Origin of the sequence: Curtobacterium sp. MCBD17_021 (assembly GCF_003234525.1) — a bacterium.
Lineage (GTDB): Bacteria > Actinomycetota > Actinomycetes > Actinomycetales > Microbacteriaceae > Curtobacterium.
This window is the reverse complement of sequence record NZ_QKTS01000004.1, coordinates 152436-176800: the sequence shown is the minus strand read 5'-3', so window position 1 is coordinate 176800 and position 24365 is coordinate 152436. Positions and strand designations below refer to the sequence as shown.

The window sequence follows — 24365 nt, the reverse complement described above, 5'->3', positions numbered from 1 at the left end:
GTCCCGGGAGGCGCAGCATGACCGACACGCGTGAGTCCTCGCAGCCGGATGCCGGAGCCGCCTCCCGCCCGGACGCCGGGTCGCGGCCCGGATCGGCTCCTCGTCCGTCGAGTCCGCCGCTCGGCGCGAACACCACCGGCAACCTCGGGTCGCTCCGGTCGCTGCTGCCGCGGCTGTTCTCCCGTGCTCAGCCCGCCGGTGCCGTCGACACCCTGATCCGAACGGTTCGCTCACACCACCCGAAGGCGGACACGACGCTCATCGAGCGGGCGTACTCGGTCGCGGAGCGGGCGCACGACGGGCAGAAGCGCAAGTCCGGTGAGCCGTACATCACGCACCCGGTCGCGGTCGCGCAGATCCTGGCCGACCTGGGCATCGGCACGATCACGATCGCCGCCGCGCTGCTCCACGACACGGTGGAGGACACCGACTACCAGCTCGACCAGCTGCGCGAGGACTTCGGCGACGAGATCGCGATGCTCGTCGACGGCGTCACCAAGCTCGACAAGGTCAAGTACGGCGACAGCGCACAGGCCGAGACCGTGCGCAAGATGGTCATCGCGATGTCGAAGGACATCCGCGTCCTGGTGATCAAGCTCGCCGACCGGCTCCACAACGCCCGCACGTGGGGCTTCGTCGAATCCGCCTCCGCCACCCGCAAGGCCAAGGAGACGCTCGAGATCTACGCGCCGCTCGCGCACCGCCTCGGCATCCAGATGATCAAGCTCGAGCTCGAGGACCTGTCGTTCGCGGTCCTGCACCCGAAGCTCTACGTCGAGATCGACAGCCTGGTCAAGGAACGGCAGCCGAAGCGCGAGCAGTTCGTGCAGAACGTCACGGCGACGCTGAAGAAGGACCTCAAGGCCGCGAAGGTCCGCGGCGACGTGATGGGCCGGCCGAAGCAGTACTACTCGATCTACCAGAAGATGATCGTGCGCGGCCGCGAGTTCGACGAGATCTACGACCTCGTCGGCATCCGGGTCCTCGTCCCGACGGTGCGCGACTGCTACGCCATGCTCGGCGCCGTCCACGCGCGGTGGACACCGCTGCCCGGTCGCTTCAAGGACTACATCGCGACGCCGAAGTTCAACCTCTACCAGTCGTTGCACACCACGGTCCTCGGGCCGCAGGGTCGCGCGGTCGAGATCCAGATCCGCACCCACGAGATGCACCAGCGGGCCGAGTTCGGTGTGGCCGCGCACTGGAAGTACAAGCAGCGCGTCACCGGGCGCGATGCCGAGAGCTCGTCGCAGTCCGACCAGGACATGGCGTGGCTCGCGCACATCACCGACTGGCAGGCGGAGACGAGCGACCCGGCCGAGTTCCTCGACTCGCTGCGGTACGAGATCGGGGCGAAGGAGACCTACGTCTTCACGCCGCAGGGCAAGGTCATCGGGCTGCCTGCGGGCGCCACACCCGTCGACTTCGCGTACGCCGTGCACACCGAGATCGGGCACCGCACGATGGGCGCCAAGGTGAACGGCCGTCTCGTCCCGCTCGAGAGCCAGCTGTCCAGCGGGGACGTCGTCGAGATCTTCACGTCGAAGAACCCGGACTCGGGCCCCAGCCAGGACTGGCTGACCTTCGTCCGGAGCCCGCGGGCGCGCAACAAGATCAAGCAGTGGTTCACCAAGGAGCGCCGCGAAGAGGCGGTCGAGCAGGGCCGTGACGCCATCGCACGTGCGATGCGGAAGCAGAACCTGCCGCTCCAGCGCATCATGAGCCAGGACACCATCTCCGAGGTGGCCTCGGCCATGCGCTACGACGACGTCTCGGCACTGTACGCGGCCGTGGGCGAGGGGCACGTCTCGAGCCAGTCGGTCATCGAGAAGGCGCTCGGCAGCATCCAGACCGAGACGGAGACGGACGAGCCGGAGCTCGCCTTCCCACGGCACGTCACGAGCCGACAGCTGCGCAACAGCGACAGTGGCGTGCTCGTCCGCGGCGCGCCCGACATCCTCGTCAAGCTGGCGAAGTGCTGCACCCCGGTCCCGGGTGACCAGATCGTCGGGTTCATCACCCGTGGTCAAGGCGTCTCGGTGCACCAGGCGTCGTGCACGAACGTGAAGTCGTTGATGAACGAGCCCGACCGGATGATCGAGGTCGAGTGGGCACCCTCCTCGAAGTCGGTGTTCCTCGTCCAGATCCAGATCGAGGCGCTCGACCGCTCCGGCCTGCTGAGCGACGTCACTCGTGTGCTCACCGACCACCACGTCAACATCCTGTCCGCGACGGTGTCGACGTCGTCCGACCGGCTGGCGCTGTCCCGCTTCGTCTTCGAGATGGGTGACACGACGCACCTGGACCGCGTGCTCAACGCAGTCCGACGCATTGACGCCGTGTACGACGTGTACCGGGTCAGCGCCGGCTGACGCTGCTCCGGGAGCGGCGGTCGAGCAGTCCGGTCACGTCCGGTCTGCGGGTGCAGAACGTGGCGTGGGTCGCGTGGGCGCACGTGTCCGCGGCTCCACGGATCGAGGCGGGCACGGCGAGCATTCACGGCCCGACGGCGGCCAACCCGGTCTCCCGGAACCGTCGCTGCGCCTGCCGGCCCATCGGCAACCGCTCGGACCGGACGAGCAGCGTCACGAGGTGTGACGGGTCCACCTGCGCCGTGACGACCAGACCGCGGAGCGCGTCGGCCTCGGCAGCACCGAACCCGCGCCGGTCGCGGAGGAGGTCGAGGGCCGTCGCGACCGGGCTGAGGACCCGGGAACCCGCCCGGACGACGACGTCCTCCGCCCCGAGGGTGACCTCGCGGACCGCTGACCAGGCGCCGCGACGCCGGAACCGCTCGCTGGCCGGGACGCAGCTGGCGTGGGGCAGCGGCGGGCGGGAACACGCACCCCAGATCCAGGCGGCACTCCGACCCGCGGCGACGAACCGAGCATCCGCGACGCTCCACCCGTAGGACGCGGCGCGCAACGCGGAGTCCTGCGGCTCGGCGACGGAGGCCCAGCACGCGCCCACGGGGACGAGTTCGCCCGCGAGCACCGCCGCGTGCAGCTCCGCCGCCGGCCAGTCGTCCGTCGTGACGAGGCGGGAGGTGGGCACAGGGACGATGATGCCGCATCGGACCGCCGTGGACGACGACCGTGTGGAGAAGCGCCGACGGACGGACCGGAGCGGCCCCGCGACCGTCAGTCCGAGAGCGCCAGGTCAGGAGCGGACCGGGGAGGGGACGCCGCTCACGACCGACGTCATGGGCGCCGGGTCAGCGCAGGACGTCGGCGCGGTGCACGAGCGCAGCGGCACCGATGAGGGGCCCGTCCTGGGACAACCCGGTCGGGACGATCCGCACCTTCGTGACGAAGGGGAACTCCGTCCGCTCGGCGACGGCCTGGCGGGCGTACTCGAACAGGTCCGGGGAGACGTGCGAGAACCCACCGCCGATGGCGACGACCTCGAGGTCGACCAGACTCGTGGCCGCGGCGATCGCCTGTCCGAGAGCGCGTCCACTCCGCCGCACTGCCGCGACCGCGATCTCGTCGCCCGCGGCGTAGGCGGCGGCGAGCTCCTCGCCGGTCGTGCCGGTGAAGCCCTGGCGTCTGGCCCACGCGACGGTCTTCGGACCGCTGGCCACAGCCTCCAGGCAGCCGGTGCCGCCGCAGGCGCACGGGTCGTCGTAGCCGCCGCACTCGACGTGCCCGATGTGTCCCGCGTTGCCGGTCGGACCGCTCACGGTCCGGCCGTGGAGGATGAGCCCGCCTCCGACACCGGTCGATACGATCATGCCCATGACGTGCTCGGAGCCCTGGGCCGCTCCGACCCAGTGCTCGGCGAGGGTGATCGCGAGACCGTCCATGCGGAGCGTGACGGGGACACCGTCGGGGACGTGGGCTGCGACGCGGTCGCGGAGCGGGTAGCCGCGCCAGACCGGCATGTTGAGGGGGGAGACGAGCCCGTCGACCTCGTCGACCGGCCCGGCCGAGCCGATGCCGACCCCGACCAGGGTCGCGTCGGCAGGCAGAGCGGCCAGGGTCGCGAGCACGACCTCGTCGACCGCGGCCTGCAGCTCCTCCGACGTCCGGCCGGGTCCGGTCGGGCTGCGGTGCCGGGTGGCCGGGAGGACGACGCCCTGGTCGGTGACGAGTGCCGCCTCCACCTTCGTGCCGCCGAGGTCGACGGCGAGGGCGAGGGACGAGGACGTGGTGCTGGACATGCGCACTCCGGTGTGGCGGTCTGGAGGCCCGGCAGCGGTCCGGGACGCTGAGGTGGCGTCCGGCGCGGCCGGCCTGGTGAGGGGGACGGGCGAGCGGTCGGGCTGACGGGGCCCGCGGTCGTGCGCGCGGCCGGCGGAGACCGGCCGCGAGGCGTCAGTACGACGAGGTGTCGTCGCCGCGGTCGGAGGCAGCGCCGGTGGCGGCTCGGTGCGCGACCTCGTCGAGGATGCGCGCCGAGGCACTCGTGCCGATGCGGGTCGCACCGGCATCGACCATCTGGAGCAGCGTGTCGAGGCCGCGGACACCGCCGGAGGCCTTGACGCCGGTGTCGGCGCCGACGGTCTCGCGCATGAGGCGGACGTGCTCGACGGTCGCGCCGCCGCCGGCGAACCCGGTCGAGGTCTTGACGAAGGCGGCACCGCCGGCGACCGCGGCACGGCTGGCGGCGACGATCTCGTCGTCGGTCAGGTACGCGGTCTCGAGGATGACCTTCACCACGGTGTCGCCGGCGACGTCGACGACGGCGCGGACGTCCCGCTCGACCCGCTGCCAGTCGCCGGACTTCGCGGCACCGATGTCCTGGACCATGTCGAGCTCGAAGGCGCCGTCAGCGAGGGCCTGCAGCGACTCGGCGACCTTGGCGGCCGTCGACGTGGTGCCGTGCGGGAAGCCGATGACCGTCCCGACGCCGACGCCCGTGCCCTGGAGACGCTCGACCGCGTGGAGGACGTCACCCGGGCGGACGCAGACACTGAAGACCCGGTGGGCCGCGGCTTCGTCGAGCTGGGCGTCGACGTCCGAGCGGCTGAGCTCGGGCTTGAGGATCGCGTGGTCGATGAGCCGGCGCACGGCATCGGCACTGATCTCGTCGGCACTGATCTCGTCGGCGCTGGTCTCGTCGGGGTTGGCGGGGAACGCTTGGTTGTCCACCCGGCAAGCCTACAAGGAGGCGTGGGGCGTACCGTTCCTGCCATGCGCGTCCTCGTCACCGGGGCCACCGGGTACATCGGTGGTCGACTGGTCCCCAGACTCCTCGACGCCGGACACGACGTCCGGGTCCTCGTCCGCAACCCCCGGAAGCTGCAGGACGTCCCCTGGAGCGACCGGGTCGACGTGGCCGAGGGCGACCTGCAGGACGCCGACGCCGTCGGTGCGGCAGTCGCGGGCATCGAGGCCGTCTACTACCTCGCACACGCCATGGGTGCGGACGGGGACTTCGAACAGGCGGAGCGGGACGCGGCGCAGACCATGGCGCGGGTCGCCCACGAGGCCGGTGTCCAGCGGTTCGTCTACCTCGGCGGCCTGCACCCGGACGGCGACCTCAGCAAGCACCTGCGCAGCCGCAAGGAGGTGGGCGAGATCCTGCTCGGGTCCGGCGTCCCGACGGTCGCGCTCCAGGCCGGGGTCGTGATCGGTTCGGGCAGCACCTCGTTCGAGATGATCCGTCACCTCACCGACGTCCTGCCCTGGATGCCGGCGCCGCGCTGGGTCCGGAACCACATCCAGCCGATCGCCGTGCGCGATGTCCTCCACTACCTGGTCCAGGCGCTGACCATCCCCGCCGAGGTGAACCGGACGTTCGACATCGGCGGCCCCGACGTGCTCCGGTACGGCCAGATGCTCAACGGGTACGCGGTCGAGGCGAAGCTGCCGCAGCGTCCGATCTCCGTCCTGCCGGTGCTGACCCCGCGGCTCGCCGCGCACTGGTTCAACGTCGTCACCCCGATCCCGCGCAAGCTCGCGACACCGATCATCGAGTCCCTCCAGTTCGAGTGCGTCCAGCGCGAACACGACATCGACGACGTCGTCCCCCAGCCGGAGGGCGGCCTCACGCCCTACCGCCGAGCGGTCCGACTCGCGCTCGCGAAGATGCGGACGGGCGAGGTCGAGACGAGCTGGCGCAACGCGACGCTGTCGAGCGGCTCCGCGGACCCGCTGCCGAGCGACCCCGAGTGGGCCGGGCACACCGTCTACGTGGACGACCGGAAGCGGCACTCGTCCGCGCCACCCGAGGCCGTCTGGAGCGTCGTCGAGTCGATCGGCGGTGAGAACGGCTGGTACTCCTTCCCCCTCGCCTGGGTCGCGCGCGGCTGGCTCGACAAGATCGCCGGAGGTGTCGGCCTGAGCCGTGGACGTCGTGACCCGAAGCGCCTGGAGCAGGGCGACGCACTCGACTGGTGGCGCGTCGAACGACTCGTCCGTGGCCGCTACCTCCGGCTCCGTGCCGAGTTCAAGTCGCCGGGTCGCGCGTGGCTCGAGATGACCGTCACGCCGGCGGACGACGGCGGCAGCGACTACCACCAGCGCGCGATCTACTTCCCGCAGGGGCTGGCCGGGCGGTTGTACTGGTACGGCATCCTGCCGTTCCACGGCGTCATCTTCCCGGGCATGGTCGAGCGGATCACCGCCCGGGCGGAACGGGAGGCGCACCGCACCGATTCGACGCAGCGCAACTCCACGTACCAGGATGACCAGGCGCAGCCAGCGCACGAGGAGACAGCATGAGTGACGACGGCACGACCAGGGCTGGGGGAGTCCTCTTCCTCGGCGACAGCATCACCGCGGGCGGCGCATGGGACCAGTGGCTCCCGGACGAGCGCACGCTGAACCTCGGCATCGACGGGGACACGACCGACGGGGTGCTGGGTCGGCTCGACGAGGTCGTCGTCGCCGCACCCGAGGTGATCGTGCTCCTCATCGGCACCAACGACTTCGGTCACCACCGGGCGAGTGCCGAGCACGTGGTCCGGAACGTCGAGACCGTCCTGGTCCGGCTCCGCCGCGAGCTGCCGGGCGTCCGCCTGCTCCTCGTGTCGATCCTGCCGCGCCAGGCCGAGTACACCGCGAAGACCGAACAGGCGAACCGGCACCTGCGCCAGTTCGTGGCGACCTGTCACGCGCAGTACCTCGACGCCTGGCCCGCGCTGGCGGACGGGGACCACCTCGACGCACGGTTCACCGAGGACGGGCTCCACCTCAACGAGGACGGCTACCGCGCCTACGTCGCCGAGCTCGTCCCGGCGATCGAGCGCGTCCGCGAACTCCCGCCGATGTCGCGCCCCATCTCGCTGGCGGACCTGCGGGAGGCCCGGGGACGATGACGGCACGCAGAGGACGACCGGCGATCGGCTCGTCGCAACAGCAGGCGGGCACTCGGTCGCGACCGACGGCCGGAGCGTCCGACACCGGAGCCCGCCGCGGGTCGTCAGGACCGGAGCGCCGTGGAGCGGGCGCGCTGCCGGACTTCACCCGCCCGGCCCTGGCGCCGTCGTTGTTGGCCGCGGTCGTCCTGCTCGCCTGCGTCGCGTTCGTCGACGCGTCGGCCTTCGTCTTCGCCCGCTGGGGCGTGACGGTGCTGGCGCTCATCGTGCTCGTCTTCGCGATCCGGGGTCGTGCATGGTGGGCAGCGGTCCTCACGGCGGCCGTCGCCGTCTGCTGGAACCCCGTGGTCACCGTGCCGTTCCCCGGCGAGGTCTGGGCGGGCCTCCAGCTCGTCGCGGCCGCGCTGTTCATCGTGGTCGGCATCGCCGTGAAGGTCCCGCGCGCGGCGGAGTGAGCGTCCCGCGGTCAGCCGCGGCACCTCGTGCGACCGGTCGGTCACCGGGCCCGCGGTCCGAGCGGCCGCACGGACGGTAGGATCGCAAGTGCTGTGCACGGAGCACGGCAGTGCGACCTGGAAGGCGTGGATGAGCGACGAGACCGAGCCGGTGACCGAGAGTCCTCTGCTGACCCCTCGACCGTCCTCCGGCGGTCTCGACCGACCCGACGTCGTCCTGCGCAAAGGTCGCCTGACGCTCATCAACGGGCACCTGACGCCGCAGCAGTCCATGATCGAGGACCTCCTGTTCCTCGACGACGCGCTCACCGCCGGTGACGTCGACCACCTGCTCATCCGCGGCAACGACCAGCGCCCGGTGATCGCGGTCGACGAACGGGACCGCCAGCGTGCTGAGAGCGTCGTGATGGCCGCTGCGGCCGGTGAGCCGTTCTACGCCAAGCCCCCGGGCAAGCCGGCCGTGCTCGTCCTCGACGACGGGTTCGGCTCGGTCGACGAGCCGGTGCTCCGGCTGTTCCGACCGCGCCTCGAACCGATGGGTCGACTCCGCTACGGCGCGGAGACCAGCGTGCAGCTCGAGTTCTGGCGGGTCACCGAGACCGAGGTCCTCGCACCGGTCGAGAACGCCCTCATGCGTCGCAGCCTGCCGATCGAGGAGTTCGTCCTCGTCGACATCGATCGGTACGGCCGATCCTGGAGCACCGTCGAGCACATGTTCGACGACCACGTCTCGGACATCCGCTTCCCGATCGACATCGTGTTCTCGTGGGTGGACGGCAACGCCGTCGAGTACCAGCGCGCCCGTCAGGCCGCGCAGGCGAACGCGGTGCTGGGGGAGGGCGACGACGCACCGGCCCGCTTCCGGCAGATCAACGAACTGAAGTACGCGCTCCGGTCGGTGCACATCTTCGCCCCGTGGATCCGGACGATCTACATCGCGACGGACTCTCCGGCACCGGAGTGGCTCGCCGACCACCCGAAGGTCCGGATCGTCCGTAGCGAGGAGTTCTTCGCCGACCCGTCCGTGCTGCCGACACACAACTCGCAGGCGGTGGAGTCGCAGCTGCACCACATCCCCGGGTTGAGCGAGCACTTCATCTACTCGAACGACGACATGTTCTTCGGTCGTCTCATCGACCCGTCGGTGTTCTTCAGCCCGGGGTCCGTCACGAAGTTCATCCTCGCCGACACCCGGATCGGGCTCGGGGTCAACAACGCCGCACGCAGCGGGTTCGAGAACTCGGCCCGGGTGAACCGGCGCCTCCTCCAGCAGCGCTTCGGTGCCGTCACGACCCGCCACCTCGAGCACGCGGCGACCCCGCTGCGGAAGAGCATCATGACCGAGATGGAGCACGAGTTCGCGGACGAGTTCCGCAGCACGGCCGGTTCCCGGTTCCGCGCGGCGGACAACATCTCGGTGACGAACTCGCTGTACCACTACTACGCACTGCTCACCGGCCGCGCGATCATCCAGGAGAACGCGTCGGTGAAGTACATCGACACGACGATGCAGGCCGGACTACGCACGCTCGACGAACTCCTCAAGAAGCGGAACGTCGACTTCTTCTGCCTGAACGACGGGAGCTTCCCCGAGGTCAGCGACGAGGAGCGCACGACTCGCGTGACCGACTTCCTCGAGCGCTACTTCCCGTTCCCCGCGCCGTGGGAACGCACCGACTGACCGTGGCGTCGTCGGCATGACGGACGGACGGGAGGCGCGGTGCCAGCTGGCACCGCGCCTCCCGTCCGTCACGTGGTCAGCGGTGGATCGGCGAGACCGGGATCGTGTCGAGGGTGAACACCGGCATCGAGGACGTCACCGGAGCGGGCTCGACGGCTGGCGGGATGACGACGCCGGCGGCGGCGAGCCTGGCCTCCGTCTCGATCGAGGAGACCGGCTCACCGACCGTCGCGTACGTGCCGATCGGCACCACGGAGTGCACGACCTGGTGGCCGTAGACGTGCATGAGGTTGAACGACTGTGCGCCGTCCCGGCCGCGGGTGCCGCGCTGGAACTCGTTGAGGTCCTGGGTGTAGCACGTGGCGCTCGCCACGGAGACGGGGATGCCGGCGAACACGGCGCTCGTCGAGTAGTGCAGGTGCCCGGCGATGATCGTCATGACGTCGCTGCCCTCGACCACCTCGGCGAGGGCCGCCTGGTCACGCAGTTCGACGAGGACGGTGAGGTCCTGCACGCTCGGCACGGGCGGGTGGTGCATCGCCAGGATGGTGCCGTGCGGCGCCGCCTCGGACAGGACCTCGGCAAGCCAGTCGAGCTGCTCGGGGGAGACCTCGCCGTGGTGGTGGCCGGGGACGCTGGTGTCGAGCGTGATGACGCGGAGGCCGTTCACGTCGTAGACGAAGTCAACGGGCCGATCGGTGGGCTGCAGGCCGAACAGCTCCTGGCGGAAGGCACCGCGCTCGTCGTGGTTGCCCATCGCCCAGATCACCTGGGCACCGATGCGTTCGGCGGCGGGCTCGATGATGGCCCGGACACGGGTGTAGGCGCCGGGTTCGCCCTTGTCGGCCACGTCGCCGGTGACGACGATCGCTTCCGGTCGGGCACCTGACGCCTCGATCTCGGCGATGATCTGGCCGAGGCGTTCCGCCGAGTCGACCGCCCCGTAGAGGGGGCCGTCGCCGGCGAGGAGGTGGGTGTCGCTGAGGTGGAGCAGGAAGTGGTTCGGCCTGGGGTGTTCAGCCGTCCGGGCGTCCATCGGGTCTCTTCTTCCGTTGGCAGCGAGTGCGTGGTGCAACACGATGCCACACCGTCCTCGACGATTCCAACACCGCCGTGTGAACCCCCCGTGAACTGGGGCGGCATGTCCGATGTCCGCGGGGTGAGGCGAACGCGAACACCCCCCGACCACGAAGTGGACGAGGGGTGCTGGCGTTCTTGCCGAGGAGCCTAGTGCGTCCCAGCACCGACCTGCGGGGCCTGGTGGGTCCCTTCGAGGTCAGGACCGTGGTGCGCGGCGTGCGCGGCCTCGAGCTCCGCCTTCGACACCGGCTCGATCCGGTCCTCGAAGAAGAAGCGGGACACGCGTGCCCGCGCCTTCTGCATCGAGCTGATGCGACCACGAGCGTCGGGACGGATCATCAGCGGCTTGTAGTCGTTGAACTCCAGCAGACGCCACCGCTCGTACTCGTCGAGCTGCTCGTGCACCTCGATGAACTCACCGTGCGGCAGGCGCACGATGCGACCCGACTCGTACCCGTGCAGGACGATCTCGCGGTCCTTCTTCTGCAGGGCGAGGCACACACGCTTGGTGATCCAGAACGCCACGAACGGACCGAGGACCGTCGCCGCCTGGAGCACGTGGATCACGTGGTTGATCGAGACCATGAAGTGCGTCGCGATGAGGTCGGAGGACGCAGCCGTGAACAGCGCGCCGTACAGCGTGATGCCGGCGACACCGAGGGCGGTACGGGTCGGGGCGTTGCGCGGACGGTCGGCGATGTGGTGCTCGCGCTTGTCCCCGGTGACCCACGCCTCGATGAACGGGTAGACGAAGATCGCGACGATCAGGCCACCCAGGACCGCGATCGGGACGAGGATGTTGAACGACACCGTGTACCCGAACCAGACGACCTCCCAGTGCGGCGGCACCAGACGGAGCGCGCCGTCCGCGAAGCCGATGTACCAGTCGGGCTGGGTTCCGGCGGACACGGGGGAGGGGTCGTACGGGCCGTAGTTCCAGATCGGGTTGATCGTGAACAGCGACGCGATGGCGGCGAGGATGCCGGCGACGATGAAGAAGAACCCGCCACCCTTCGCGGCGAACGCCGGGAGGATCGGGACGCCCACGACATTCTCGTTGGTCTTGCCCGGACCCGCGTACTGCGTGTGCTTGTTGACGACGACGAGCACGAGGTGCACGCCGAGCACCGCGACCAGGATCGCCGGCAGCAGCAGGATGTGGAGCGTGTACAGGCGGCCGACGATGTCGGTGCCCGGGAACTCACCACCGAACAGCAGGTAGGCGATCCAGACGCCGATCACCGGGATGCCCTCGATCATGCCGACGATGATGCGGAGACCGTTGCCGGAGAGCAGGTCGTCGGGGAGCGAGTAGCCGGTGAAGCCCTCGGCCATGGCGAGGATCCAGAGCACGAAGCCGAAGACCCAGTTGAGCTCGCGCGGCTTGCGGAACGCGCCGGTGAAGAAGACGCGAGCCATGTGCAGCATGACCGAGGCCACGAACAGCAGGGCGGCCCAGTGGTGGATCTGTCGCACGAACAGCCCGCCGCGGATCTCGAACGAGATGTCCAGGGTGGACTGCAGGGCGACCGACATCTCGACGCCCTTCATGGGGACGTACGAGCCGTCGTAGACGACCTCGGTCATGGACGCCTGGTAGAAGAACGTCAGGAAGGTCCCGGAGAGCAGGACGACGACGAAGCTGTAGAGCGCCACCTCACCGAGCATGAAGCTCCAGTGGTCGGGGAAGATCTTGCGCCCGACCTCCTTCACCAAGCCGGAGATGCTCGTGCGCTCGTCGATGTAGTTCGCGGTGTAGTTGATCAGGCGCGAACCACGGTCAGGAGCCGGCTTGTTCGACGACTCGGTGTTGGGGGTGGTTGTCGTTGTGCTGCTCATGAGCGTGCACGCTCCCAGAAGGACGGGCCGACCGGCTCGTGGAAGTCGCTCTGTGCGACCAGGTAGCCGTCGTCATCGACCGAGATCGGAAGTTGGGGGAGGGGGCGGGCCGCCGGTCCGAAGATGACCTCGCAGTTGTTCGAGACATCGAAGGTGGACTGGTGGCACGGGCACAGCAGGTGGTGCGTCTGCTGCTCGTAGAGCGCGACCGGGCAACCGACGTGGGTACAGATCTTGGAGTATGCGACGATGCCGTCGTAGCCCCAGTTCTCCTGGCCCTTGCCGGGGTTGAGGTCCTTCGGGTCCAGACGCATCAGGAGGACGGCGGCCTTGGCCTTCTCCTCGAGCATGTGCTCGGAGTCGAGCATGCCCTCGGGGATGACGTGGAACACGGATCCGATGGTGACGTCGGACGCCTTGATCGGCAGACCCGTCGGGTCCTTGGTCAGGCGCAGGCCCGACTTCCAGAAGGTGTGACGGAGCAGCTCGTTCGGGTCTTCCTTCGGCGCCAGGTCGCGCACCAGGACGATGCCGGGGAGCGGGAAGGCCACCAGCGCGCCGATGAGCGAGTTGCGGATCAGCTTGCGACGGCTGAAGCCGGACTCCTTGTCGGCGAGCTGGAACGCCTCGACCGCCTTGGCACGGGTCTCGTCCGAGCCCCGCGTGGTGTGACGCATCTCGGTGAGTTCCCGGTCGGAGACCAGGGTCTTCGACCAGTAGACGGCCCCGATGCCCAGTGCGAGCAGGGCGAGCGTGATCGAGAGCCCGAGGAAGAGGTTCGCGGAGCGGACCGACCCGAAGTCGTTCGAATCGATCGGGAAGGCGATGTACGCGGCGATCGACAGGACGCTGCCGATGATCGACAGGTAGAAGAACGTGGCGACCTGGCGCTCGGCCAGACGCTGCTTCTTCGGGTCGACGTCGGTGCGGCGAGCGCGGTGCGGCGGCTCACCCGGGTTCTCGAACCGCTCCGACGGCAGGACGGCGGTCCCCGCCGGCTGCGTCGCGCCGTGCTTCTCGACAGCCGAGGACGAGTTCAGTGCCTCGTCGTCGTGCTCTGCCATGGTGTTCCCTTCAGTGTCGTGCGACACGGACGATCAGTTCTGCTTCGCGGTCAGCCAGACGGTCATCGCAACGACCGCGCCGAGCCCGAAGATCCAGATGAACAGACCCTCGGCGACCGGGCCGATGTCACCCAGGCCGAAGCCACCGGGCGACCGGTTGTCCTGCACGTACTTGAGGTACGTGATGATGTCGGCCTTCTGGTCCGGTGTGAGGTTCAGGTCGTTGAAGACGGGCATGTTCTGCGGGCCGGTGAGCATGGCCTCGTAGATGTGCTTGCCCGAGACGTCGCGCAGGTTCGGCGCGTACTTGCCCTCGGTCAGGGCGCCACCGGCACCGGCGACGTTGTGGCACATGGCGCAGTTGATGCGGAACAGCTCGGCGCCCTCGGCCGCGTCACCTTCGGAGCCGTCGGTGAGTTCCTCGCCTGGGACCGACGGGCCGGGGCCGAGCGACGCGACGTAGGCCGCCATGGCGTCGACCTGCTGGTCAGTGAACTGCTCGGGCTTCTCTTCACCCTGGGGTCCCTGTGCAGCGAGCGGCATGCGGCCGGTGCCGACCTGGAAGTCGACCGACGCGGCGCCGACGCCGATGAGGGACGGGCCTTCGCTCGTGCCCTGCGCAGAGAGACCGTGGCAGGTGGCGCAGTTCGAGGCGAAGAGCTTCTGACCCTCGTTCACCTGCGACTGGCTCGACTCGGCCACCGTGCTCGAGGTGCTGTCCTCGGCGTTGGCCGAGGTGCTGAAGAGCGCGTACGCGCCACCTGTCGTCATGAGGGCGACGGCGAGGAGGGACACGGTCGCCAGGGGGGAGCGCCGGCCCTTCTTGTTCTTCTTCGATGTGTTGAACATGCTGTGGGGCTGCCTGATTCTCACTTGAGGAGGTAGATGACGGCGAAGAGACCGATCCACACGACGTCGACGAAGTGCCAGTAGTAGGACACGACGATCGCGGTGGTGGCTTCCTTGTGCCCGAAGTTCTTCGCGGCGAACCCACGCCCGAGCGTGAGGAGGAAGGCGATGAGGCCACCGGTCACGTGCAGGCCGTGGAAGCCGGTGGTCATGTAGAACGCCGAACCGTAGGCGCTCGAGGAGAGCGTCATGCCCTCGTGCCAGAGGTTGGCGTACTCGAAGATCTGCCCACAGACGAAGATGGCGCCCATGCAGTAGGTGACGAAGAACCACTCCGTCATGCCCCAGTCCTTCGGGTTCCAGCTAGTGCGGTGCACCTGGAACCGCTCCGCGGCGAAGACGGCGAACTGGCAGGCGAAGCTCGACAGCACCAGGATGATGGTGTTCACCGACGCGAACGGCACCTCGAGCTTGGCGGTCTCTGTCGCCCAGAGCTCGGGAGAGGTGCTGCGCAGCGTGAAGTAGATCGCGAACAGGCCGGCGAAGAACATGACCTCGCTGCCCAGCCACACGATCGTCCCCACGGCAACGGGGTTCGGCCTGTTCAGGACCGGACCGCTGACGGATCTGGAGAGAGGGGTGCTTGTCACGTCCTCCATTATGGCGGAAACCCCCGACAGTGTTTTCGCAGGCAACTGGCGGGTCCTCCAGAATCAGTACGATCGAGCCATGTCTGACGCTCTCTCCTGGCCTGCGGTGATCAGCGCGCTCATGGCGCGCGAGGACCTCTCGATCAGGCAGTCCACATGGGCCATGGAGCAGATCGTGCAGGGCCGGGCCACGGCCGCCCAGATCGCAGCCTTCGCCGTGGCGCTCCGCGCGAAGGGCGAGACGGTCGACGAGGTCGTCGGCTTCCGCGACGCCGTCCTCGACGCCGCGGTCCCGCTCGACGTCGACCCGATGGCGCTCGACATCGTCGGGACGGGCGGGGACGTCGTCGGCACGGTGAACGTGTCGACCATGGCGGCCATCGTCATCGCCGCCGCGGGCGTGCCGGTCGTCAAGCACGGCAACCGCGCCAGCTCGTCGAAGTCGGGCTCGAGCGACGTACTCGCGGCGCTCGGCCTCGACCTCACGATGGACGCCGCGCGTGTCGCCGAGACCTTCCGGCGTGTCGGGCTGACCTTCGCCTTCGCCAGCGCGTTCCACCCCGGTTTCGCCCACGCAGCCCCGGTCCGGCGGGAGATCGGCGTGCCCACGGTGTTCAACTTCCTCGGTCCGCTGGTCAACCCCGCTCGGTGCGAGGCGAACGCGGTCGGCGTGGCGCAACTCGAGCTCGTGCCGATCATCACGGGCGTGTTCCAGACCCGCGGCGCGACGGCGCTCGTCTTCCGCGGTGACGACGGACTCGACGAACTCACCACGACCGGACACAGCCACATCTGGCAGGTCTCCGGGGGCCGCGTCACGGAGCACGACCTCGACCCGCGGGACCTCGGCATCGCCCGCGCCCGGACCGAGGACCTGCTCGGCGGCGAGCCGACCGAGAACGCCGCCATCGTCCGGCGCGTGCTCGCGGGGGAGACCGGGCCGATCCGCGACATCGTCCTGCTGAACGCGGCGGCCGGTCTGGTGTCCTTCCGACTGGCGCAGGACCCGACCGAGACGGACCGCCCGATCCTGCAGCGGTTCCGGGCGCAGCTGGTGGTCGCGGCGGAATCCGTGGACTCCGGTGCCGCCATGCGCAAACTGGACGAGTGGGTCGGCGCGGCGCCGGCCGCCACCTCGGCCTGAGACGCCGCCGAGACGCCGAGACGCCGCAAAGTCCCCGAGACGTCACCGGATCCGGCGGCGCCTCGGGGACACGGCGGCGTTCCCGGCGCACGCGCACGCGCACGGCGCAACGACGGGAGGCCCGCACCGGTTCCGTGGAACCGGTGCGGGCCTCCCGTCAGTCGGTCGGTCAGCTGTGATGCGTCAGCGGACGTCCTCGTCGACCCAGTCGAAGGTCTTCGTGACGGCCTTCTTCCACAGGCGCAGCGTGCGCTCGCGCTCGGCGGCGTCGAGCTGCGGCTCCCACCGCTTGTCCTCCTGCCAGTTGGCGCGGAGCTCGTCGAGGTTGGCCCAGAAGCCGACGGCCAGACCGGCGGCGTAGGCGGCACCGAGGGCCGTCGTCTCGGCGACGACCGGGCGGACCACGGGGACGTCGAGGATGTCGGCCTGGAACTGCATGAGCGCGTCGTTGGCGGTCATGCCACCGTCGACCTTGAGCTCGGTGAGTTCGACGCCGGAGTCGGCGTTGACGGCGTCGAGGACCTCGCGGGTCTGCAGCGCCGTGGCCTCGAGGGCGGCACGCGCGATGTGGCCCTTGTTGACGAACCGGGTGAGGCCGACGAGCGCACCGCGGGCGTCCGGACGCCAGTACGGGGCGAAGAGACCCGAGAAGGCGGGGACGAAGTAGACGCCACCGTTGTCCTCGACCGTGGTGGCGAGGGTCTCGACCTCGGGCGCGCTGCCGATGATGCCGAGGTTGTCGCGAAGCCACTGGATGAGCGAGCCGGTGACGGCGATCGACCCCTCGAGCGCGTAGTGCGTCTCCTGGTCGCCGAGCTTGTAGCCGACGGTGGTGAGCAGCCCGTTCTCCGAGCGGACGATGTCCGTGCCCGTGTTGAAGATGAGGAAGTTACCGGTGCCGTAGGTGTTCTTCGACTCGCCCTGGTCGAACGCGGCCTGGCCGAACGTCGCCGCCTGCTGGTCGCCGAGGATGCCGGCGATCGGGACCTCGCGGAGGAGGCTCGAGGACTCGACGTGGCCGTAGACCTCGGAGGAGCTGACGATCTCGGGGAGCATCGACTTCGGCACACCGAAGTCGGCGAGGATGTCGTCGCGCCACTGCAGCGTCTCGAGGTCCATGAACAGGGTGCGGGACGCGTTCGTGACGTCCGTCTTGTGGACACCGCCGTCGGTGCCGCCGGTCAGGTTCCAGAGGACCCAGGTGTCGGTCGTGCCGAAGAGCAGGTCGCCGGCCTCGGCCTTCTCGCGCGCGCCCTCCACGTTCTCGAGGATCCACGCGATCTTCGTACCGGAGAAGTACGTCGCCAGCGGGAGCCCGACGATCGCCTTGTAGCGGTCGGTGTCGCCGTCCGCGAGCTTGTCGACGATGGCCTGCGTACGGGTGTCCTGCCAGACGATGGCGTTGTAGACGGCCTTGCCGGTCGTCTTGTCCCACACGACCGCGGTCTCGCGCTGGTTCGTGATGCCGACGGCTGCGACGTCGTGACGCGTGATGTCGGCGCGGGACAGGGCCTGGCCGATGACCTCACGCGTGTTGTCCCAGATCTCGGACGGGTCGTGCTCGACCCACCCGGCGCGCGGGAAGATCTGCTCGTGTTCCTTCTGCCCGACGGAGACGATCGAACCGGAGTGGTCGAAGACGATCGCTCGCGTGCTGGTGGTTCCCTGGTCGATGGCGACGATGTAGTCGGCCATTGGTGCTCCTTACGACGGTGTTCGGTGCTGCGGCCGGGCCGGGTCGACCCGGCCGCGTGGGTGGTGCAGGTGGGAGAGCGCGGCGGACGCGCTGGTGGTGCCGGGGCTCGCTCGGTGCTAGGACACCATCGGGAGGAGCGCACCGGAGACGACGGCGGCGAGGGCACCACCGACGAGCGGGCCGACGACCGGGACCCAGGCGTAGGACCAGTCGCTCGTGCCCTTGCCCTTGATCGGCAGGATGGCGTGGGCGATGCGCGGACCGAGGTCACGGGCCGGGTTGATGGCGTAGCCGGTCGGGCCACCGAGCGAGACACCGATCGCGATCACGAGGAAGGCGACGGGGATCGCGCCGAGCTCGGCCGGGGTCTGACCGTTCGTGAAGGCGATGACCACGAAGACGAGGACGAACGTGCCGATGATCTCGGTGACGACGTTCCAGCCGTAGCTGCGGATGGCCGGGCCGGTCGAGAAGACGCCGAGCTTCGCGGCTGCGTCGGGCTCGGCGTCGAAGTGCTGCTTGTAGGCGAGCCAGACGATGACCGCACCGATGATCGCGCCGATGAGCTGGGCGAGCCAGTAGAGGAGCATCTCGCCGACGCTGATGTTGCCGAGGATCGCCTGGGCGAGGCTGACCGCGGGGTTGAGCTGGCCGCCGGACTTGTACGAGACGGTGACGCCGGCGAAGACCGCGAAGCCCCACCCGATCGTGACCATGAGGAAGCCGGCGCCGAAGCCCTTCGACTTCGTGAGCGAGACCGCGGCGACCACACCGCCACCCAGGATGATGAGCATCGCCGTCCCGACGAGCTCAGACATGAAATTGACGCCGATGCCGTCCATCGGTACCTCCGATTTGCTGTGTTCGGGGGCCCGGCCTGAGCACCGGCACTCCCCGTCGAGTGATTGAGCCCGAGCATAGTGCTGGGCTTTTCCCCGATGTGGGGGACACGGACGCCAGCAGCGTGAAAGTGAACGGACGTGCACCTGCGGTGGATACCCGCACTGGTGCGGGAGTGTCCGAGCCGACGGGCCCGTGCACGGATGTGCAGTCCGACGGCACAGGCACCCGGAACTGCCCCTGGTGCCCGCACCCCACGGCGGTACAGTGAGCCGACTCCGGACGACGTCGGCGGTGTGCGGGCTGCGGACCGGTGTCTCACCCGAGTCACACCCGTGGAGGCGCAGCATGAAGAAGCTCATCAACGACCCGCAGGCCGTCGTCATCGAGACCGTCCGTGGTTTCGCCCTCGCCCACGCCGAGCACGTGGTGCTCGTCGAGGACCCGGTCCACCTGCACCGCCGGGACGCCCCGGTCCAGGGGAAGGTCGGCATCGTCAGCGGTGGTGGCAGTGGCCACGAGCCCTTGCACGGCGGCTTCGTGGGGTACGGCATGCTCGACGCCGCCGTCCCGGGTCCGGTGTTCACCAGCCCGACCCCGGACCCGATCGTCGCTGCCACGAAGGCCGTCGACGGGGGAGCGGGCGTGCTGCACATCGTGAAGAACTACACCGGGGACGTCCTCAACTTCGAGACCGCCGCCGAGCTCGCCGCGATGGACGACGTGCGGGTGGAAAGCGTGGTCGTGGACGACGACGTGGCCGTCCAGGACTCGCTGTTCACCGCGGGTCGCCGCGGCGTCGCCGGCACCGTCGTGGTGGAGAAGTGCGCGGGAGCGGCAGCCGAGCGCGGTGACGACCTCGACGCCGTCGCTGCCGTGGCCCGGCGGGTCAACGAGATGACGCGCTCGATGGGCCTCGCGCTGTCGTCCGGGACGGTGCCGCACGCCGGCGAGCCGTCGTTCACCCTGGCGGACGACGAGGTCGAACTCGGCATCGGTATCCACGGCGAGCCCGGCCGCGAGCGGATCCCGATGGCCCCTGCCGACGAACTGGTCGACCGGGTGCTCGAGCCGATCCTCACCGACCTCGATGCTCCGTCCGGGTCGCAGCTGCTGGTCCTGGTGAACGGCATGGGCGGGACGCCGCAGTCCGAGCTCTACATCGCGTACCGACGCGCGGTCGAGGTCCTGTCGGATCGCGGGCACGAGGTCGCGCGTAGCCTGGTCGGCAACTACGTCACGTCCCTCGAGATGCAGGGGTTCTCGATCACCGTCACGGTGCTCGACGAGGACCTCACCGCCCTCTGGGACGCGCCGGTCGAGACGCCGGCACTCCGTTGGGGGCGCTGACACCCGTCAGCACCGACCAGCGGCAACGGGCAGCACGCAACGTCCGACACGCAACACCGCCGCGCACCACCAGCATGACGCCACCGCTCACGACGCCGACCCCGTCGGCCGCACGAAGGGACACACCTTGTCGCTCGACACCGCATGGGCCATCGACTGGGTCCGCCGCACCGCCGCCACCATCGACGAACACCGGGCGGAGTTGATCACACTCGACCGCGAGATCGGCGACGGTGACCACGGCGAGAACCTGGACCGCGGGTTCCGTGCGGTGGTCGAGGCCCTCGGCGACGCGACACCGGAGACCCCGGGCGCCGTGTTCAAGCTCGTCGCGACCAAGCTCATCTCGACGGTCGGTGGTGCTGCGGGTCCGCTGTTCGGCACGGCGTACCTCAAGGCCGCGCAGGCCGCCGGTGACGCTGCCGAACTCGACGCGGACACCCTGGTGGCCGTGCTCGCCGCGGCCCGTGACGGCGTGGTCTCGCGTGGCAAGGCAGAAGTCGGCGACAAGACCATGGTCGACGCCTGGACGCCAGCCGTCGACGCGGCGGCCGCATCGGCAGCGGCGGGGGAGACGCCCGAGCAGGTCCTGGCGGCTGCAGCCGACGCCGCCGCCACCGGCGCCGCCTCGACCGACGCCCTGGTCGCCCGGAAAGGCCGCGCGAGCTACCTCGGGGAGCGGGCGGTGGGGCACCGCGACCCGGGCGCCCAGTCGAGCGCCTACGTCCTGCGCGCCGCGGTGGACGCGGCATGAGCGTCGGGGTCCTCGTCGTCTCGCACAGCGCCCGCGTCGCCGAGGGGACCGTCGAGATCGCGCGACAGATGGCCCCGGACGTCGCACTCGCTGCGGCCGGCGGGACGGACGACGGTGGCATCGGCACGTCGTTCGAGGCGATCACCGACGCGATCACGGGGTTGGCCGACGCCGACGCGGTCGTGGTCCTCTGCGACCTCGGCTCCGCCTACCTGACCACGGACACCGCGCTCGACTTCCTCGACGACGATCTCCGCGCACGCGTCCACGTCTCCGACGCGCCGCTGGTCGAAGGCACCGTGGCCGCGGCCGTCGCAGCGCAGACCGGCGGTGACGTCGCGGCCGTGCTCGCGGCGGCCTCGACCGCGGGCGGCACCGGGGCGGCCGGTCCCGCCGACCGCAGTGACGTGGCGGACGGCGGGGGAGCCTCCCGTCCGGACGAGCCGGGAGGCCCGGTACCCGCGGCAGACAGCAGTGCCGGTGATGAGGTGGACGCCTCCGCCACTGCCGAGCTCGTCAACGAGTCCGGTCTGCACGCGCGCCCCGCCGCCGAGTTCGTCAAGGCGGCCGCGCGGCACGAAGCGGTCGTCCGGGTGAACGGCGTCGACGCGAAGAGCCTCCTCGCGATCATGGCGCTCGCGCTCCCGAAGGGCGCGTCGGTCACGGTGGAGGCGTCCGGGGCGGACGCGCAGGACGCCGTCGACGAGCTCATCGCACTCGTCCGCTCGGGCTTCGGCGAGTAGCCCCGACCGAACGGTGCCCGCAGGTGGGCGGTGCTGCTAGCCGCTCGTGGCGACGGACTGCAGTCCGGTGACGCGCAGCAGGTCGAGCCGCGATGCGTCGTCGCTGCCCGGCACGACCGTGTAGACGACGATCCGCAGATCGCTGCCCGGCACCGACAGTGTGTCGCAGTCGACCTCGATCGGTCCGACCGGCGTCCGCAGGGTCTTCCGGCTCGTCCGGTGCTCGGCGATCCGGGCCTCACCCCAGCGCCGCTCGAACTCCGGGCTCGTCGCCCGGAGGTCGTGGACGAGTTCGGCGAGCTGTCGGTCGGCAGGGTACCGACCGATCGCGCTCCGCAGGTCGGCTGCGAGGTCCGACGCGAACGCCTCGGCGTGCTCGTCATCGAAGTCAACCCCGTCGTGCCCGTCCGTGAAGAACTGCCAGACCAGGTTCGCCGACCGTCCCTGCCAACGGTCGCCGTCCCCGGTGGCCGCGGCCCACAGGTCGTTCCGGTACAGCAGGTCGTGACTGGCGGTGAACACGGCGAGGGGCACGTCGGACAGGCGGTCGACGATCCGCTGCACGCCCGGCGTGATGTGCCGGGGGACCAGGCCGCGGGCCGGGGGAGCGGCGCCGGCGACGCGGAACAGGTGGTCGCGTTCCTGCTCGGTCAGTCGCAGTGCGGTGGCGAGTGCCGAGAGCAGCTGCGGTGACGGGTTCGTCGCTCGCCCCTGCTCGAGCCGGACGACGTAGTCGACGCTCACCCCGGCGAGCGCCGCCAACTCCTCGCGCCGGAGGCCCGCCGTGCGGCGCCCCGCTCCGGCCGGGAGCCCCACCTCGGCGGGGGTGACCCGGTCACGCCAGGACCGTAGGACGTCCGCGAACTCGCTCATGTGCCCATCCTCGCGCGGATCCCGGTCCGGACCGTGGTACTCGCAGTCCTCCCGTCGGCCGGGCAGCACGTCGAGGGGTGCCTGGGGGAGCGCCCCGGCAGCGAGCACGATGGGCACATGACCACCACACTCATCACCGGGGCGAACCGCAGCCTCGGACTCGAGACCGCCCGCCGCCTCGTCGAGGCCGGCCACACCGTGATCGCCGGCGTCCGCGACCCCGACGACGCCGACGCCGTCCGCTCCCTCGGTGCCTCCGTCGTCCAGCTCGACGTCACCGACCAGGCGAGCGTCGACGCCGCGTTCGCGTCCGTCCCCGCCCTCGACGTCCTCGTAAACAACGCCGGGATCAGCGGCACCTCGTACGGCGTCGACGACCTGACCGCCGAGGCGATGACGACCGTCCTCGAGGCGAACGTCACCGGCATCGTCCGCGTGACCCAGGCCGCCCTGCCGCTGCTGCGTGCCTCGGGCAACCCGGTCATCGTGAACGTCGCGTCCGGGGTCGGTTGGCCGCGGTTCCTCAGCACGCCGGGCCACGACGAGTTCCCGGTGCCGATGATCCCGTACGCGGCCTCGAAGGCAGCCGTCATCGCCCTGACCGTGCAGTACGCGAAGAACCTGCCGACCTTCCGCGTCAACGTCAGCGACCCGGGCTACACGGCGACCGACTTCAACGGTCACTCCGGTCACCAGACGGTCACCGAGGGGACGGACGCGACCGTCGCGCTGGCGCTCGTCGGCCCGGACGGGCCGACGGGGGAGTTCCACAACCGGCACGGGCGCATCGACTACTGACCTCGACGCCGGGCCGGACGGCCGGGAGGCGCGTGGCGGGCTCGCCACGCGCCTCCCGTCCGGCATCGGTCCGGCGGAGCCGTGTCGGAGTGACACACGGACCGGCCGGCGGCCTCAGCCGCCCCAGTGGGTCGGCCGCTGAAAGCCGTCGTCGAGCCGGGTGTCGGCGTCACCTCGTGCCGCGTTCACCTGCATCTGGGTGAGGAAGACCGCCCTGCGGAGGTCCGCACCGGACAGGTCGGCGTCTCGGAGGTCGGCACCGATGAACTCGCACGAGCGAAGGTCCGCGCCGGTGAGGTCGGCCCCGATGAGCAGCGCGCCGCGGACGCTCGCGCCCCGCAGGTCCGCTCGCAGGAGGTCGGCGCCCACGAGGTCGGCGCCGGGGCCGACCCGGAAGCGGCCGACGCGACGCTCGTCGGCTCGGGTGTCGCGGCCGTCCCCGCCACGGGCGAGGGCCCGCGCGCTCCGGCTCGCCTCGAGCAACAGCGGTCGTGCGGCGTCGTACTCGGCGTCGACGTCGATGCCGAGGATCGTGTCCGGGTCGGCGTCACTGAGCCCACGGACGCGCTCGAAGTTCCGTGTCAGCGGTTCGGCGTCCGTGTCTGCAGGGGTGATCGTGATCGCCTCGTCGAGGTACCGGAGCAGTTCGTGCAGCCGCCGCACGACCGGGAACGTCGCGAACATCGCCTGGCGAGTGGCGTCGTCGTCCCGCCAGGACCGACCCGCGAAGGTGTGGCGCGAGACCTTCTGCCCGGCGCCGGAGCAGTCGAAGACCGTGCACCCTCGGAATCCCTCGGCCCGCAGCCGCGGGTGGATGGTGCAGCCGTCGGCTCCGTCGAGGTTCGTGCACGGGTCACCGGCGGCTTTGTCGACGGGGAAGTCGACGGACCGGGTGAAGGCCAGCGCGACGCAGCAGAGGCCGAAGCAGTTCGCGCAGTCGGCACCGAGGTCCTCGCGGCGGCCGAGGGTGACCCGGGTGCGTGTCGTCATCGGGGACGAGGCTACACAGCGGCGCGAGCGGCGCCGTCCGCGGGGGTCAGCGCCGCGTCCGGAGTGCGTTCGTCGCCCAGAGCGCGACGGCGATCAGCACGGGCTGGAAGAGCAGTCGGACGAAACGCTTCGTGTCGGTGTCCAGCCCGAAGCCGTCCCGGTGGTGCAGCCACTGCGCGATGTTGCCGGGGAAAGGGGAGTGACGAATCCGCCACCCCTCGCGGCTCGGCGGGTCCGAGTTGACATAATATGCATTATCGGCGCGCAGCCAGAGGTGACGCGAGTGCGGCACAAT

General features: G+C 70.1%; 23 protein-coding genes. 10 read left to right on the top strand and 13 right to left on the bottom strand.

Annotated features, from left to right (window positions below):
- Positions 1-17: 17 nt before the first annotated feature.
- Positions 18-2372, top strand: a complete 2355-nt coding sequence (locus tag DEI83_RS05840; protein ID WP_258371076.1) for a bifunctional (p)ppGpp synthetase/guanosine-3',5'-bis(diphosphate) 3'-pyrophosphohydrolase — start codon at positions 18-20, stop codon at positions 2370-2372.
- Positions 2373-2496: 124 nt separating this feature from the next.
- On the opposite strand, the gene DEI83_RS05835 is transcribed toward DEI83_RS05840, so the two are convergent.
- From DEI83_RS05835 to deoC, 3 genes are all read right to left on the bottom strand, one after another.
- On the bottom strand, positions 2497-3054 hold the full coding sequence (locus tag DEI83_RS05835; RefSeq protein ID WP_181431083.1) for a hypothetical protein: 558 nt from the start codon (positions 3052-3054) through the stop codon (positions 2497-2499).
- A 160-nt stretch (positions 3055-3214) separates the two neighbouring features.
- Positions 3215-4162: an ROK family protein gene (locus DEI83_RS05830; RefSeq protein ID WP_111080831.1), complete on the bottom strand. Its 948-nt coding sequence runs from the start codon at positions 4160-4162 to the stop codon at positions 3215-3217.
- Positions 4163-4316: 154 nt separating this feature from the next.
- A complete protein-coding gene (gene deoC / locus DEI83_RS05825; protein ID WP_375334650.1) occupies positions 4317-5093 on the bottom strand; it encodes a deoxyribose-phosphate aldolase in 777 nt (258 codons plus the stop codon).
- Between the two features lie 42 nt (positions 5094-5135).
- Between deoC and DEI83_RS05820 the strand changes: the two genes are divergently transcribed.
- From DEI83_RS05820 to DEI83_RS05805, 4 genes are all read left to right on the top strand, one after another.
- On the top strand, positions 5136-6668 hold the full coding sequence (locus tag DEI83_RS05820) for an SDR family oxidoreductase (protein WP_111080830.1): 1533 nt from the start codon (positions 5136-5138) through the stop codon (positions 6666-6668).
- Positions 6665-7264: a GDSL-type esterase/lipase family protein gene (locus DEI83_RS05815; RefSeq protein WP_111080829.1), complete on the top strand. Its 600-nt coding sequence runs from the start codon at positions 6665-6667 to the stop codon at positions 7262-7264. Before DEI83_RS05820 ends, DEI83_RS05815 begins: the two co-directional genes overlap by 4 nt.
- Positions 7261-7719 (top strand): DUF6804 family protein, encoded by a 459-nt coding sequence (locus DEI83_RS05810; protein WP_181431082.1) that lies wholly within the window; start codon positions 7261-7263, stop codon positions 7717-7719. The genes DEI83_RS05815 and DEI83_RS05810 overlap by 4 nt, the downstream gene beginning before the upstream one ends.
- Before the next feature lie 130 nt (positions 7720-7849).
- The gene (locus DEI83_RS05805) at positions 7850-9400 is read left to right on the top strand and encodes a stealth conserved region 3 domain-containing protein (RefSeq protein ID WP_111080890.1); all 1551 of its coding nucleotides are present in this window, start codon (positions 7850-7852) and stop codon (positions 9398-9400) included.
- Between the two features lie 76 nt (positions 9401-9476).
- On the opposite strand, the gene DEI83_RS05800 is transcribed toward DEI83_RS05805, so the two are convergent.
- The 5 genes from DEI83_RS05800 to DEI83_RS05780 form a co-directional block, all read right to left on the bottom strand.
- A complete protein-coding gene (locus DEI83_RS05800; RefSeq protein ID WP_111080828.1) occupies positions 9477-10436 on the bottom strand; it encodes a phosphodiesterase in 960 nt (319 codons plus the stop codon).
- A 191-nt stretch (positions 10437-10627) separates the two neighbouring features.
- Positions 10628-12319, bottom strand: coding sequence for a cytochrome bc complex cytochrome b subunit (locus DEI83_RS05795; protein WP_111080827.1), 1692 nt, complete (start codon positions 12317-12319; stop codon positions 10628-10630).
- Entirely contained in the window at positions 12316-13383 is a 1068-nt protein-coding gene (locus tag DEI83_RS05790; RefSeq protein ID WP_111080826.1) for a ubiquinol-cytochrome c reductase iron-sulfur subunit, read from the bottom strand. Before DEI83_RS05790 ends, DEI83_RS05795 begins: the two co-directional genes overlap by 4 nt.
- A 33-nt stretch (positions 13384-13416) precedes the next feature.
- Positions 13417-14232 (bottom strand): cytochrome c, encoded by an 816-nt coding sequence (locus tag DEI83_RS05785; protein WP_111080825.1) that lies wholly within the window; start codon positions 14230-14232, stop codon positions 13417-13419.
- A gap of 20 nt (positions 14233-14252) precedes the next feature.
- Positions 14253-14891, bottom strand: coding sequence for a heme-copper oxidase subunit III (locus tag DEI83_RS05780; RefSeq protein WP_110824950.1), 639 nt, complete (start codon positions 14889-14891; stop codon positions 14253-14255).
- Positions 14892-14961: 70 nt separating this feature from the next.
- Here DEI83_RS05780 and trpD point away from each other — a divergent pair, with 70 nt between their 5' ends.
- Positions 14962-16026 carry an anthranilate phosphoribosyltransferase gene (trpD, locus tag DEI83_RS05775; RefSeq protein ID WP_111080824.1) on the top strand — a complete coding sequence of 355 codons (1065 nt, stop codon included), beginning with the start codon at positions 14962-14964 and terminating at the stop codon, positions 16024-16026.
- Positions 16027-16209: 183 nt separating this feature from the next.
- Here trpD and glpK read toward each other — a convergent pair whose 3' ends face one another.
- On the bottom strand, positions 16210-17721 hold the full coding sequence (gene glpK / locus DEI83_RS05770) for a glycerol kinase GlpK (protein ID WP_111080823.1): 1512 nt from the start codon (positions 17719-17721) through the stop codon (positions 16210-16212).
- A 117-nt stretch (positions 17722-17838) separates the two neighbouring features.
- A complete protein-coding gene (locus DEI83_RS05765; RefSeq protein WP_111080822.1) occupies positions 17839-18564 on the bottom strand; it encodes an MIP/aquaporin family protein in 726 nt (241 codons plus the stop codon).
- A 346-nt stretch (positions 18565-18910) separates the two neighbouring features.
- On the opposite strand from DEI83_RS05765, the gene dhaK reads away from it, so the two are divergent.
- The 3 genes from dhaK (at position 18911) to dhaM (ending at position 21409) form a co-directional block, all read left to right on the top strand.
- Positions 18911-19912 carry a dihydroxyacetone kinase subunit DhaK gene (gene dhaK, locus DEI83_RS05760; protein WP_111080821.1) on the top strand — a complete coding sequence of 334 codons (1002 nt, stop codon included), beginning with the start codon at positions 18911-18913 and terminating at the stop codon, positions 19910-19912.
- A gap of 127 nt (positions 19913-20039) precedes the next feature.
- Complete coding sequence (dhaL, locus tag DEI83_RS05755; RefSeq protein WP_111080820.1) at positions 20040-20666, top strand: dihydroxyacetone kinase subunit DhaL; 627 nt, start codon at positions 20040-20042, stop codon at positions 20664-20666.
- Positions 20663-21409: a dihydroxyacetone kinase phosphoryl donor subunit DhaM gene (gene dhaM, locus DEI83_RS05750; RefSeq protein WP_111080819.1), complete on the top strand. Its 747-nt coding sequence runs from the start codon at positions 20663-20665 to the stop codon at positions 21407-21409. Before dhaL ends, dhaM begins: the two co-directional genes overlap by 4 nt.
- A 36-nt stretch (positions 21410-21445) precedes the next feature.
- Here dhaM and DEI83_RS05745 read toward each other — a convergent pair whose 3' ends face one another.
- A complete protein-coding gene (locus tag DEI83_RS05745; RefSeq protein ID WP_111080889.1) occupies positions 21446-22282 on the bottom strand; it encodes a helix-turn-helix transcriptional regulator in 837 nt (278 codons plus the stop codon).
- Between the two features lie 117 nt (positions 22283-22399).
- Between DEI83_RS05745 and DEI83_RS05740 the strand changes: the two genes are divergently transcribed.
- Positions 22400-23080 (top strand): SDR family NAD(P)-dependent oxidoreductase, encoded by a 681-nt coding sequence (locus DEI83_RS05740; protein WP_111080818.1) that lies wholly within the window; start codon positions 22400-22402, stop codon positions 23078-23080.
- A 114-nt stretch (positions 23081-23194) separates the two neighbouring features.
- Here the strand turns inward: DEI83_RS05740 and DEI83_RS05735 are convergent, their stop codons facing one another.
- Both DEI83_RS05735 and DEI83_RS05730 read right to left on the bottom strand, forming a co-directional pair.
- Complete coding sequence (locus tag DEI83_RS05735) at positions 23195-24070, bottom strand: pentapeptide repeat-containing protein (protein ID WP_111080817.1); 876 nt, start codon at positions 24068-24070, stop codon at positions 23195-23197.
- Between the two features lie 46 nt (positions 24071-24116).
- Positions 24117-24362 carry a hypothetical protein gene (locus tag DEI83_RS05730; RefSeq protein ID WP_146243243.1) on the bottom strand — a complete coding sequence of 82 codons (246 nt, stop codon included), beginning with the start codon at positions 24360-24362 and terminating at the stop codon, positions 24117-24119.
- Between the last annotated feature and the right edge of the window lie 3 nt (positions 24363-24365).